Raw genomic sequence first — 11,549 nt, 5'->3', positions numbered from 1 at the left:
CTCCTCCGCTGCCGCTCACCTCGCCGCCGTCCGCTCGGGCTCCCGCGCGGGAGCGATCCGGCGCCCGGGGAGCAGGAGCGCGGGCGGCAGGCCGAGGGCGGCGATCGCGGCCGGCGCCAGGAGCGCGGGTTCGACCAGTGGGCCCGGCGCGGCGGCCGGGAACACCGCCGTCCGCATCAGGCCGGCGGCGACGGCGATGCCGAGGGTGGGGCCGATGTTCATGGCGGTCTGCTTGAGCCCGCCGACGACCCCGGCGTACTCGGGCGGCGCGTCCCCGACGACGGTGCCGGTGGCGGTGACCATCACGGCGGCGAAGCCCGCGCCCAGCAGGGCGAAGGCCGCGACGGTCACGGCCTCGGCGCCGGTCCTGGCGGGGAGGGACAGGCCGAGGATGCCGAGCACGACCAGCACCGAACCGGCGGCGGCGGTGCGGCGCGGCCCGTGGCGGCGGAGCGCCGCGCCCGCCACCGGCGCGCCGAGGACCATGAGCACGGTCAGGGGCAGCACCCGCAGGCTCGCCGCGAGCGGGCCGAGCCCCAGCGTGTCCTGGAGCAGGAAGGTGGCGACGAACAGGGCGCCGAACATGCCGCCGGTGGTGGCGAGCAGGATCGCCATGGCGGCCGTCACCGGAGCCGATCGCGCCACGGCGGGAGGGACGATCGGCCGGGCGGTCCGGCGCTCGTGCGCGACCAGGAGGGCCGCGCCGACCGCCGTGCCGGCCAGCCCGGCCAGTGTCGGCGCGCCCGTCCAGCCGTGAGCCGGCACCCCGGTGAGGGTGTGCACCCCGACGGCGAGGACACCCGCGACCAGCGCCGCCCCCGCGACGTCGATCCGTGCCGCCGCGTCCAGGCGCCGCGCGGGCGTCCGGACCGCGAGAGCGACCGTGGCGATCGCCAGGGCGACGGGCACGTTGACCGCGAACACGCTGCGCCAGCCCAGGTGCGCCACCAGTACCCCGCCGAGCACCGGGCCGGCCGCGCCGGCCACCCCGATGGCGCTCGTACGGACGGCCACGGGTGTGCCGAGCCGGTCGGCCGGATAGGCCAGGCGCAGCAGCGCGAGCGTCGCCGGCTGCAGGAGGGCGCCGAACACGCCCTGGACGACGCGCAGCCCGATCACCCAGCCGATGCCCGGCGCGAACGCGATCCCGGCCGAGGCCCCCGCGAACCCGAGCAGGCCGCACAGCAGCAGCCGCCGATGCCCGTACCGGTCGCCGAGGCGTCCGGCGATGACCAGCAGCCCGGCCACGGCGAGCAGGTAGCCGGTGCTCGTCCACTGCGTCTGCGCCACGCTCGCGCCGAGGTCGCGCCGCACGCTCGGCTGGGCCACCATCAGCACCGTGCCGTCCAGCGCGACCAGCATCGCCCCCGCCGCGCTGACCATGAGTGCCAGCCGCCGCCGCGCCACGCCGCTCACGCGTCCGCCTCGCCCAGGTGGGCGTCGACGACCGCGGCGATGAGCCGGTCGAGCCGGTCGCCGCCGGGCGCCGGATCCTCCTCGCCCAGTGCCAGGCCGATGCTGCCCCAGCCCCAGAGCTCGGCGATGCCGTGCACGTTGGCCCACAGCGCGACCGCGGTCACCTCCGCCGGGACCTTCCGCCGCGCATCGCACCGGGTGATGAGCTCGACGAGCAGGCCGAACAGAGGCAGGCTCGCCTCCCGCAGCGGCGGCCCGCCCGCCGCCCGCGCCTCCCCGCGCAGCAGATCGTGCCGGAACATCAGCGCGAACATGCCGGGACGCTCCTGGGCGTACCGCACGTACGCTCCGGCCAGCGCCAGCAACCGTTCCCGTGGCGGTGCCGCACCGTCGGCCGCCTCGGCGAACCGCGCGGCCAGGTCGGCGAAACCGCGCCGGGCGATCGCCGACAGCAGCGCCTGATGGGTCGGGAAGTAGCGGCGAGGCGCCCCGTGCGAGACCCCCGCCCGGCGGGCGATCTCCCGCAGCCCCAGCGACGAGACGCCCTCGGTCAGGACGAGCTCCACACCGACGTCGACGAGCCGGTCCCGCAGGGAGTCCTCCGCATGCATGGACAGTGTCTACCACGATGAGTAGACACTGTCTACGGCGGCGTAGGAGGCCGTTCCGGGCCGCCGCCGGGACTGTCGGACGTGACGGGCAGAATCGAGGCATGCGGATCGCGGTCGCCGAGGGGCCGGACGACGGAGGCGTGCTGCGCCCCGTCGCCGAGGACGGCGCGCCGCTGGGGCCCGCCGAGCCGGTCGCCGACCTCGTGGCCGCCGTCGCGGCCCGGGAGGCCCGGGTCAAGACGCACGACGACCCCGCCGGCGTGCGCTGGGTCTGGCCCGCGACCGCACGGATCTACCCGCGCTTCCTGCGGGCGGGCGTGCGCCTGGCGCGGTGCCACGACCTGGAGCTGGCCGAGACGCTGCTGCTCAACCACGCCGGCCGGTACGGCGAGCCGCGCTCGCTGCCGGCCGCGTTCGCCCGGCTCAAGGGGCTCGCGGTGCCGGACGACGTCGCCCCGGGAGACGGGCCGCCGACGCTGTTCGACGAGCGGCCCGCCGACGACATCGACGCCGTCGTCGCGGTCCACGCCGAGCAACAGCGCCGCGTCGCCGAGACCGGCATGCGCCTCCTGGTCGCGGCCGAGTCCGCGGCCGGGCTCGCCGCGGCCGAGATGGGCCACGACGGGCTGCCCTGGCGGCCCGACGTCCACGACGCCCTGCTGACCGAGCTCATGGGCCCGCGCCCCGCGCCCGGCCTGCGGCCACGCCGGCTCCAGGAGCTGGCCGACCGGATCGGCGAGGCGTTCGGGCAGCGGATCAACCCCGACTCGCCGGCCCAGGTGGTCAAGGCGTTCGCGGCGGCGGGCGTCAGCATCTCCTCCACGCGGTCGCACGTGCTCAAGCGGGTCGAGCACCCGGCGGCCGGGCTGCTGCTCGCCTACAAGGAGCTCGCCCGGCTCCACGTCGCGCACGGCTGGTCGTGGCTCGACTCCTGGGTGCGCGACGGCCGGTTCCGCCCGGAGTACGTCGTCGGCGGCGTGGTCTCCGGCCGGTGGGCCACCAACGGCGGGGGCGCGCTGCAGATCCCCAAGGTGCTCCGGCGCGCGGTCGTCGCCGACCCCGGCTGGACGCTCGTCGTCGCCGACGCCGCCCAGCTCGAGCCGCGGGTGCTCGCCGCCCTCGCCGGCGACCGCGCCTTCGCCGCCGCCGCGGGCGAGAACGACCTGTACGCCGCGCTGGCCGGTGTGTTCGGTGGTGCGCGTGACAAGGCCAAGATCGCGCTGCTGTCGGCGATGTACGGCGGCACCAGCGGCGAGGCGCCGCAGCTGCTCGCCGTGATGCGCCGCCGTTTCCCCGACGCGTACGGCTACGTCGAGGCCGCGGCCCGCACGGGCGAGGCCGGGCGGCTGGTGCGCTCACGCCTGGGCCGCACCTGCCCGCCGCCCTCGCACGCGTGGCGCGACCTCGCCGTTCAGGACGACGGCGGCGCGGCCGTGCGCAGCCGGGGCCGGTTCACCCGCAACTTCGTCGTCCAGGCCAGCGCCGCCGACTGGGCGACCGTGCTCCTGGCGGCGCTGCGCCGCCGTCTGGCCGCGCTGGAGGCCGCGCCGGAGCAGGCGCCGCGCCTGGTGTTCTTCCAGCACGACGAGGTGATCGTGCACGCGCCGGAGCACCAGGGCGAGGCGGTGGTCGCCGCCATCCGCGACTCCGCCACCGAGGCGCGCCGGCTGGTGTTCGGCGACACCCCGGTCCGCTTCCCCATGGAGGCCGTCGCGGTCTCCTGCTACGCCGACGCCAAGTAGGCCCTGGCCCGCGTCAAAGCCGTCGCCGGGCGCCGGCGGCTCAGGTCAGTGCGCGCGGAGCGGGTTCCACGACGGCCGGGAGTTCAGCGCCTCGACGTCCATGTCCGTCGTACGCCGCCAGCCCTCCCGCAGCGCGGCCAGCTCCTCGGCGGTCAGCACGTCCGCGATGTCGGTGAAGCCGTCCGGCGCGCGCTCGGCGACGAGGTCCAGGATGCGGTCGGCGGCCATGTCGCGGCACGCCCGTACCACCGCGTTGGCGTCGTCGAGGCGCGCCGTCTCGTACGCCTTCAGCCCCTCGACGGGGTCGTCGCAGCGGGACAGCTCCAGCGCGAGCACCCGCGCGTCGATGACGGCCAGCGACCCGCCGTTCGCGCCGATCGGGTACATCGGGTGCGCGGCGTCGCCCACCAGCGTCACCCGGCCGCGGCTCCACCACGGCAGCGGGTCCCGGTCCACCATCGGGTACTCCAGGATCTGCGGTGACTCCGCGATCAGCCGGGGCACGTCCAGCCAGCCCAGCCGCCAGTCGGCGAAGTACGGCAGCACGTCCTCGACGCGGCCCTCGCGCGTCCAGTCGGCGGTGTCGGTCTCGATACGGGTCTCGGGCGACACCCGGACCTCCGCCACCCAGTTCACCAGCGCCCGGCCGCGGTCCTCGGCGGGCTTGGAGATCGGGTAGCACACGAGCCGGCCGAAGCGGTGCGCGCCGGCGACGATCATCGTGCGTCCGGTGAGGTACGGGTCGGCCTCGGCGATGCCGCGCCACATGCGGATGCCGTTCCACAGCGGGGCGCCCTCATCGGGGTGCAGCCGCCGGCGTACCGCCGAGGAGAGCCCGTCGGCGCCGACCAGGACGTCCGCGCGCAACGTCATCGGCGCGCCGCCCGTACGGGCGTGCAGGCGCACCTCCACGCCCTCGGTGTCCTCGGTGAACGACTCGAACACGAGCCCGGTCCGTACGGCGGCGGGCCCGATCCGCTCCACCACCGCGTCGTGCAGCAGCATCTGCAGCTCGCCGCGGTGAATGGAGTACTGCGGCCAGCGGTAGCCGGCGTGCCGGCCGCGCGGGTGGGCGATGATCTCGTTCGCGTGCCGGTCCATGCGGAGCATCTCGCGGGTCGGGATCCCGGTCGCCTCCAGGGCGTCGCCGAGCCCCAGCTCGGTCAGCTCGCGCACGGCGTGCGGCTGGAGGTTGATGCCGACGCCGAGCGGCAGCAGGGCGCGTACCGCGTCGACCACGAGCACCTCGGCACCCGCGGCGTGCAGGCTCAGCGCCGACGTCAGGCCGCTGATGCCGGCACCGACGATGAGTACCTTCAACGGTCAGGCGGGTACGGCGTTGTCGCGCACGAGACGCCCGACCTCGGAGCGCAGGTGGACGAACTCCGGCAGTTCACGCGTCTCGATGCGGTCGCGCTCGGCGGGCAGCCCGACGTCGAGGTCGGCCATGACCCGGCCGGGGGAGCGGCCCATCACGAGGACGCGGTCGCTGACGTAGACGCTCTCGTCGATGTCGTGGGTGACGAGGAGGATCATCATGTCGCTCGACGCATGGGCGCGCAGCAGCAGGTCCTCCAGGTCTTCGCGCGTCTGCGCGTCCACCGAGCCGAACGGCTCGTCCATCAGCAGCAGCGTCGGGCGGTAGGCCAGCGCCCGCGCGATGGCGACGCGCTGCTGCATGCCGCCGGAGAGCTGCCAGGGGAACTTCCCGGCCGCGTCGGACAGGCCGACCTCCTCCAGCGCCTCCATGGCGGCGGAGCGGCGGGCGCCCTTGTTCAGGCCGCGGCGGCGGAGCGGGAAGGTCACGTTGTCCCGTACCGACAGCCAGGGCAGCAGGGAGCGAGAGTAGTCCTGGAACACGACGGCGAGGTCGTCGGGCACGCCGTTCACGGTCCGGCCGGAGAGCCGGATCTCCCCGGTGGTCGGGGTGATCAGGCCGGCGACGGCACGCAGCAGGGTGGACTTCCCGCAGCCGGACTTGCCCACGATACTGACGAGTTCTTTTTCGCCGACTTCGAACGAGACGTCGTCCAGAGCCGTCTGTTCGCCGTACGTGTGAGTGAGTTTCAGCACTTCAAGCACGATTATGAACCCCACAGCTCCGAGTAACGGAAGCGCCAATAATAACGTAGCCCCGGCAAGTGCGACATAGGAGACGCATCCTGCGATGCAAGTCTCGCGTGACCGTCCGGACCACGACAGATCACCTTACGAATGTCGTCAAGTTCCGTCTGACGGCGGGGCCGGCCGTCCCGCCAGGGGTGGTGTGGGACGGCCGGCGAGGTCGGGTGCGAACGCCCGGCAGGATTACTGCAGGACGCCGGAGACGTCGTAGTGCTGCTTGATGACGCCGAGCTCGGCCATGAGGTCGGCGACACGCTGCAACCGCGTCTTGCTCAGTGACGCCGGGTAAGTGCCGAGGGTGATGGTCTGCGCCACCTGCGGCGACAGGTTCTTGACGTAGGTCGGCAGGATCTGGCTGACCAGGTTCCGGTCGGTCGCGGCCTGCTGCGCCTTTGCCATGGCCCGCTGGAAGGCCGCGACGGTCTTCGGATTCTGCTTCGCGAACTTCTGGGACGTGAGGTAACCGCCGACCGGAAGGTCGGCCGTCGGGCCGCTCATCGTGTCCAGGATTACCCGGGCCCCGAACTTCTGCTGTGACTGGCTCAGGAACGGCTCGGTCATGAAGGCGGCGTCGATCGAGTGGTTCTGGAGCGCCGCGGGCATGTTCGGATACTGGATCTCGACGAGGTGGACCTGGTTGGGAGCGACTCCCTGGTTTTTCAACGCCGCGTTGGTCAGCAGGGACGGGAAGCCCTTGGTGTTGATCAGGCCGATCTTCTTGCCGATGAGTTGCTTGGCGTTGTGAATGGGGGAGTTCGGCAAGGTGATCAGGGGGTACAGATTGCTGCGGCCCTGGTAGCCGTCGGTCACCACCTTGATCTTCACGCCCTGGGTCGCCGCCTGGACGATCGGGATGTAAGCGCTGTACGAGAAGTCCACTCCGCCCGACATGGTCCGGGAAATCGTCTCCGAGCCATTGGCCAGAATGGTGGGGGTGACGTTGAGGCCCTCGGCCTTGAAGTAGCCCTTCTGGCGCGCCAGATAAACGGTCGCCGCGTCCGGGATCGGCAGAACACCCACCTTGATGTTGGTCTTCTCCGGTCCGCTCGTGTTCTTGGACGAGTCCGATCCACCGCAGGCGGTGAGCGCCGACACCGCGAGCGTGACAAGGGCTGTCGCATATGTCCAGCGACGTATTTTCATGGAGCTCCTCGAGAGGGATGCGCGCTAGACCCTTAGTCGGCGTGCGCAGGGGAGGGGGCAGGCGCCGGCCACCGGCTTCAGGTCGCAGAGTTAACAGCCGGGCCAGAGTATAGGCCTGCAACATCGGTATGTCTGGGCACCATCTGCAAAATCAGTAACAGATGCGGACGTTCAGGACGTTCGTCACAGAGAGTGCGCAAAGCCTGCGCTGAGTGTGGCATTGATCACGTTCATGTCACGGCTGTCGAGTCCGGCTCTGTCAGGGAGGAGTCACGGGACAAGTCACCCTTATTCGTGATGAATCGGGTGCTATAGCATCCGAGGCGCACTGAAGGGCCGTTGGCGAACCCCCACAGTTCCGCGGCCCGGCCCGCACGCGGGGCGGACGCTCGGCCACGGCGTGCGCCGGACCGGTACGGCCGTCGGCACCCAAGGAAAAGAGGGTCATGTTCCCAGTCCCATCGATCCACGTCCCGACGCCGGTCCGCCCGGCGACGCGCCGTCACCAAGCCCGGGCGGACCGCCGGTCCGTCCCGGCCGCCGGGAGGACGGCGTGACCGGCGCGGGCCGCAGCGGCGGGCGCGCCGTACTGGAGACCCTGCGCGCCTGGGGTATACGCCGCGTCTTCACCTGCCCGGGAAGCACGGAGGCGGCCTTCCTCGACGCGACGCTGGATCATCCGGACTTCGAGGTCGTGCTCACCCCGCACGAGTCCATCGCCGTCTCGGCGGCCGACGGCTACGCGCGGGCCACCGGCGAGCCCGCCGTCGCCTACCTGCACACGCACCTCGGGCTGGCCAACAGCCTCGGCCACCTGAACGCCGCGCGGCTCGCCCACTCGCCGGTGGTCGTGCTCACCGGCCTCAAGCCCGCGCTCCTCCAGTCGCACCGCGGCTTCACGTGCGTCCCGGACACCGGCCGCCTGGCCGAGCCCTACGTGCGCGCGCAGTGGCAGTCGCTGCGGACCGAGGACATCCCCGCGGACCTGAACCGCGCCTTCCGCCTCGCGCTCACCGAGCCGGCCGGGCCGACGTGGGTGGGCCTGTCGCAGGACCTGATGAACGACACGTGCACCGCGCCGGTGCCCGACCCGCAGCGGTACCGCCCGCGCGCGCGTACGGCCCCGGATCCGGAGCTGATCCGCGAGGCGGCCGCGCTGCTGGCCTCCGCCACCAGCCCGCTGCTGGTGGCCGGGGCGGAGGTCGCCCGGCACGGCGCCGTCGGCGAGTTGATCGCGCTCGCCGAGCGGCTCGGCGTGCCGGTGGTCAACGAGGACCGGCGGACCTACGAGCGGCCGGGCTTCCCCACGTCCCACCCGAACTTCGCCGGCCTGTACGACGCCAGGCGCGCGACCGTGCGCGACAGCGATGTGATCGTCTTCGCCGGGTGCCACTGCTTCACCGAGTTCGAGGTGCCGGTCGGGCCCGACGTGCCCGAGGGCGCCCGCGTCGTCCACATCCACTCCGACGCCGCCGAGATCGGCCACATCTACGGCGTCGACACCGGCATCGTCGCCGACGAGGGGCTGGCGCTGTCCGCACTGCTCGCGGCGCTCCCACAGGACGGCCTGGCCGTGCGGGCGGGCCGGCTGGACGAGGTGCGCGAGGAGTACCTCGCCGGCACCGGCCCGCTGCCGCCGGAGCGCGAGGACGTCGAGAACGTCGCCGCGGTGGCCGACGCGCTCGCCGAGCAGGTCGGGGAGAACACGACCGTCGTCGGCGACGCGACGACCACCGGGGCGATCCTCCTGCGGCGGCTCCCGCAGGACCCGCCGCACCAGTACTACACGACGTCCTCCGGGTCGCTCGGCTGGGCGATGGGCGCCGCGCTCGGCGTCAAGCTCGGGCTGCCGGAGCGCGATGTGGTGGCCGTCCTGGGCGACGGAGCGTTCCAGTTCGGGCCCCAGGGCCTCTGGGCCGCCGCCCGCTACCAGATCCCCGTGACGTACGTCGTGATCAACAACGAGTCGTACGCGGCCGTGGCGGCGGCGCTGCGGCGGTACGGCGGGACCGCCGTCGAGCGCGGTGAGTTCCCGGGCAAGGACCTGTCCGGCGCCGACGTGGCCGCGATCGCCCGCGGGTACGGCGTGTTCGGCCAGCGGATCCACAAGGCCGCCGAACTCGGCGAGGCGATGGCCAAGGCACGCGCGCACCCGGGCCCGTCGCTGATCGAGATCATGACGGATCCCGACTATCTCGGTCCCTGATCGCCCGAGCGCGATCGCCGGAACGAAAAGGGAGCGGCCCGCCGGAGACCGGCGGGCCGCTCCCGTCGTCCGCGACCCTACGGATCCGTGCGGCGGGCGCCGCGGTGCCAGGACAGGAGGCGCCGCTCCGCCCAGAGCAACAGCGCGTTGAGCGTGTAGCCGAGGATGCCGAGCAACACGATCGCCGCCCACATGTCCGGCAGCATGAAGGAGTCCTTGGCGGCGTAGAGGGTGTAGCCGATGCCGTTCGTGCCGCCGACCATCTCCGAGATCACCATCAGGATGATCGACATCGACAGGCTGACCCGCAGGCCCGCGAAGATCTTCGGTGCGGCGGAGGGCATGACGATCAACCGGAAGCGCTCGAACCGCGTCAGCGCGAACACCCGGGCGAGATCCAGCTGCAGCGGCTCGATCGAGCGCGCCCCGTCGATCGAGTTCAGCAGGATCGGCCAGAGCACACCGAAGACGATCACCGCGAGCCGCATCGTCAGGCCGAGCTTGAACAAGACGATGAACACCGGGATCAGCGCCGGCGACGGGATGGCGCGGAAGAACTGGATCAGCGGGTCGACGTAGTCGGCCAGCCGCCGTGACCGCCCGAGCAGCACGCCCAGCCCGACCCCGACGACCACCGCGATGCCCCAGCCGGCGAGCATCCGCCCGATGCTGGGCAGGATGTTCGAGGTGGCCGCCGGCGTGAGGAAGAGATGGCTCGCCGGGCCGGTCAGCCACAGCTCGTACATCTTCTTGGCGATCACCGTCGGGGCGGGGAAGAAGATCTTGTCGTCCTCGGGCACCGCGACGTACGTCGCGAGCTGCCAGAGCGCGACCGCCACGGCGAAGACGATCCATCGCAGGAGCAGGCCCGTCGGCCCGGACCGGCCGAACGGCCGGGTCCTGCGCGGCGCGGCCGCGACGGGTGCTGTCGTGGTCGGGGCGGTCATGAGGCCTCCTTCGCCGGAGCGAGTGACCGTCGGCGCGTGCCTTCGGCATCCGGGTTCCGCGTGGTCATGAAGACCTCCCGAGACGCTCGAAGTGCCAGCGGAACAGACGTCGTTCGAGGGTGCGCATGGCAAGGTCGATGAGGAACCCGAGCAGGCCCGCGATCCCCGCCGCCGCGAAGACGACGTCGGCCTGGCCCGCGTTGGCGCTCGCGTTGAGGATGAACATGCCGATGCCGTGCTCCCCGCCGCCCGCGATCAGCTCGGTGCTGATGGTCACGATGAGGGCGATCGAGGACGCCACGCGGATGCCGGTCGCGACGAACGGAGCGACGCTCGGCAGCGCGATACGGGTGAGGATGACGAGCCGGCCCAGGCCGAACGACCGTGCCATCTCGCGCGGGACCGGGTCGACGTCGCCCACGGCGTAGATCGTGTTGATCAGGATCGGCCACATCGCCGCGTACGCCGCCACCGTCTGCTCGATCTGCGCCTGCTCGGGGATCATCAAGATGACGAGTGGGATCAGCGCCACCGCCGGGATCGGCCGCAGGAACTCGATCAGCATCCGGACGGCGGAGTTGACGAAGGGCAGGCTGCCGAGCACGAGGCCGACGGGCACCGCGATCACGGCGGCGATGAGCAGTCCCACGGCCCACGCGCCGAGCGTCCAGCCGATGTCCTGGAGGAAACCGCCGTCCACGATGAGCCGGACGGCCCGCGCCAGCACGGTGGATGACGGCGGCAGATAGGAACGATCGACGAGGCCGATGCGGCCGACCACCTCGCCGATCAGAAGGAAGATCACGACGCCGATGACGCCGCGGACGATCCTTCCTGCTCGTGGCTGCTTTTTCGCATTTCGCGAGGCGCCGGCGGGGATGCGACTACCTGCAATCGAATCCGTCGCCGGGACCGATGTCCTGACACTGTGGTCAGCCAATGCTCACTCCCTGGACGGCCGTGGATAGCGGCCTGACGTGCGCGGAATGTGGCAACGCGCCGTGGAACGGCGCCGTCCCTCCGGCGTTCCGTTCGGAGCCGCCTCGGGCCTGACGGTGGGGAGAACCTATCGTAATGACGCGATACCGGACTTCCGGCGCCGATTGCGGTGGTCGTGGCGGTTACTTTGTGTAGTGGTGCGGTGTCAGCCCCGCGTTCCGGTCCGTCCGCCGCCCCGGAACGGCGAATGAGATCCCCTATTGATGACCGGTGAGTCGTCACCGAGAAACTCTCTGTGACCATTGCTCTCAGTTCGATCTCTTCCGGAGGGAGTGCTCGTCCACTACTTGCCGTAGAGCACGAGCGGAGGCAATGATGTTGGCCGCAAATCAGTCGGTGCCCACCTTCGGGGCAGGATGAT

At 72.2% G+C, this 11,549-nt stretch carries 9 protein-coding genes; 2 read left to right on the top strand and 7 right to left on the bottom strand.

Features of this window, described 5'->3' with window-relative positions; all coding sequences use genetic code 11:
* Positions 1-15 precede the first annotated feature (15 nt).
* Both OG417_RS37765 and OG417_RS37760 read right to left on the bottom strand, forming a co-directional pair.
* Entirely contained in the window at positions 16-1,416 is a 1,401-nt protein-coding gene (locus OG417_RS37765) for an MFS transporter (RefSeq protein ID WP_329239473.1), read from the bottom strand.
* On the bottom strand, positions 1,413-2,027 hold the full coding sequence (locus tag OG417_RS37760) for a TetR/AcrR family transcriptional regulator (RefSeq protein ID WP_329239470.1): 615 nt from the start codon (positions 2,025-2,027) through the stop codon (positions 1,413-1,415). The genes OG417_RS37765 and OG417_RS37760 overlap by 4 nt, the downstream gene beginning before the upstream one ends.
* Before the next feature lie 101 nt (positions 2,028-2,128).
* On the opposite strand from OG417_RS37760, the gene OG417_RS37755 reads away from it, so the two are divergent.
* On the top strand, positions 2,129-3,769 hold the full coding sequence (locus OG417_RS37755; protein WP_329239467.1) for a bifunctional 3'-5' exonuclease/DNA polymerase: 1,641 nt from the start codon (positions 2,129-2,131) through the stop codon (positions 3,767-3,769).
* A gap of 45 nt (positions 3,770-3,814) precedes the next feature.
* Here OG417_RS37755 and OG417_RS37750 read toward each other — a convergent pair whose 3' ends face one another.
* The 3 genes from OG417_RS37750 to OG417_RS37740 form a co-directional block, all read right to left on the bottom strand.
* On the bottom strand, positions 3,815-5,089 hold the full coding sequence (locus OG417_RS37750) for a flavin-dependent oxidoreductase (protein ID WP_329239464.1): 1,275 nt from the start codon (positions 5,087-5,089) through the stop codon (positions 3,815-3,817).
* 3 nt (positions 5,090-5,092) lie between these two features.
* On the bottom strand, positions 5,093-5,842 hold the full coding sequence (locus tag OG417_RS37745; protein ID WP_329239461.1) for an ABC transporter ATP-binding protein: 750 nt from the start codon (positions 5,840-5,842) through the stop codon (positions 5,093-5,095).
* Between the two features lie 234 nt (positions 5,843-6,076).
* Entirely contained in the window at positions 6,077-7,036 is a 960-nt protein-coding gene (locus OG417_RS37740; protein WP_329239457.1) for an ABC transporter substrate-binding protein, read from the bottom strand.
* Positions 7,037-7,589: 553 nt separating this feature from the next.
* On the opposite strand from OG417_RS37740, the gene OG417_RS37735 reads away from it, so the two are divergent.
* A complete protein-coding gene (locus tag OG417_RS37735) occupies positions 7,590-9,242 on the top strand; it encodes a thiamine pyrophosphate-binding protein (protein WP_329239454.1) in 1,653 nt (550 codons plus the stop codon).
* 77 nt (positions 9,243-9,319) lie between these two features.
* On the opposite strand, the gene OG417_RS37730 is transcribed toward OG417_RS37735, so the two are convergent.
* Together OG417_RS37730 and OG417_RS37725 are read right to left on the bottom strand one after the other, a co-directional pair.
* The gene (locus tag OG417_RS37730; RefSeq protein ID WP_329239451.1) at positions 9,320-10,189 is read right to left on the bottom strand and encodes an ABC transporter permease; all 870 of its coding nucleotides are present in this window, start codon (positions 10,187-10,189) and stop codon (positions 9,320-9,322) included.
* Positions 10,190-10,253: 64 nt separating this feature from the next.
* On the bottom strand, positions 10,254-10,994 hold the full coding sequence (locus OG417_RS37725; protein WP_329239448.1) for an ABC transporter permease: 741 nt from the start codon (positions 10,992-10,994) through the stop codon (positions 10,254-10,256).
* Between the last annotated feature and the right edge of the window lie 555 nt (positions 10,995-11,549).

The organism is Actinoallomurus sp. NBC_01490, from assembly GCF_036227085.1.
In the GTDB taxonomy this organism is placed as follows: domain Bacteria; phylum Actinomycetota; class Actinomycetes; order Streptosporangiales; family Streptosporangiaceae; genus Actinoallomurus; species Actinoallomurus oryzae.
This window is presented reverse-complemented; position numbering and strand designations above follow the sequence as displayed.

What these genes read in the sequence shown, in the direction of transcription:
- OG417_RS37730 (WP_329239451.1), bottom strand. Translation starts at nt 10,189, where the DNA reads ATGACCGCCCCGACCACGACAGCACCCGTCGCGGCCGCGCCGCGCAGG.
- OG417_RS37755 (WP_329239467.1), top strand. Translation starts at nt 2,129, where the DNA reads ATGCGGATCGCGGTCGCCGAGGGGCCGGACGACGGAGGCGTGCTGCGC.
- OG417_RS37760 (WP_329239470.1), bottom strand. Translation starts at nt 2,027, where the DNA reads ATGCATGCGGAGGACTCCCTGCGGGACCGGCTCGTCGACGTCGGTGTG.
- OG417_RS37740 (WP_329239457.1), bottom strand. Translation starts at nt 7,036, where the DNA reads ATGAAAATACGTCGCTGGACATATGCGACAGCCCTTGTCACGCTCGCG.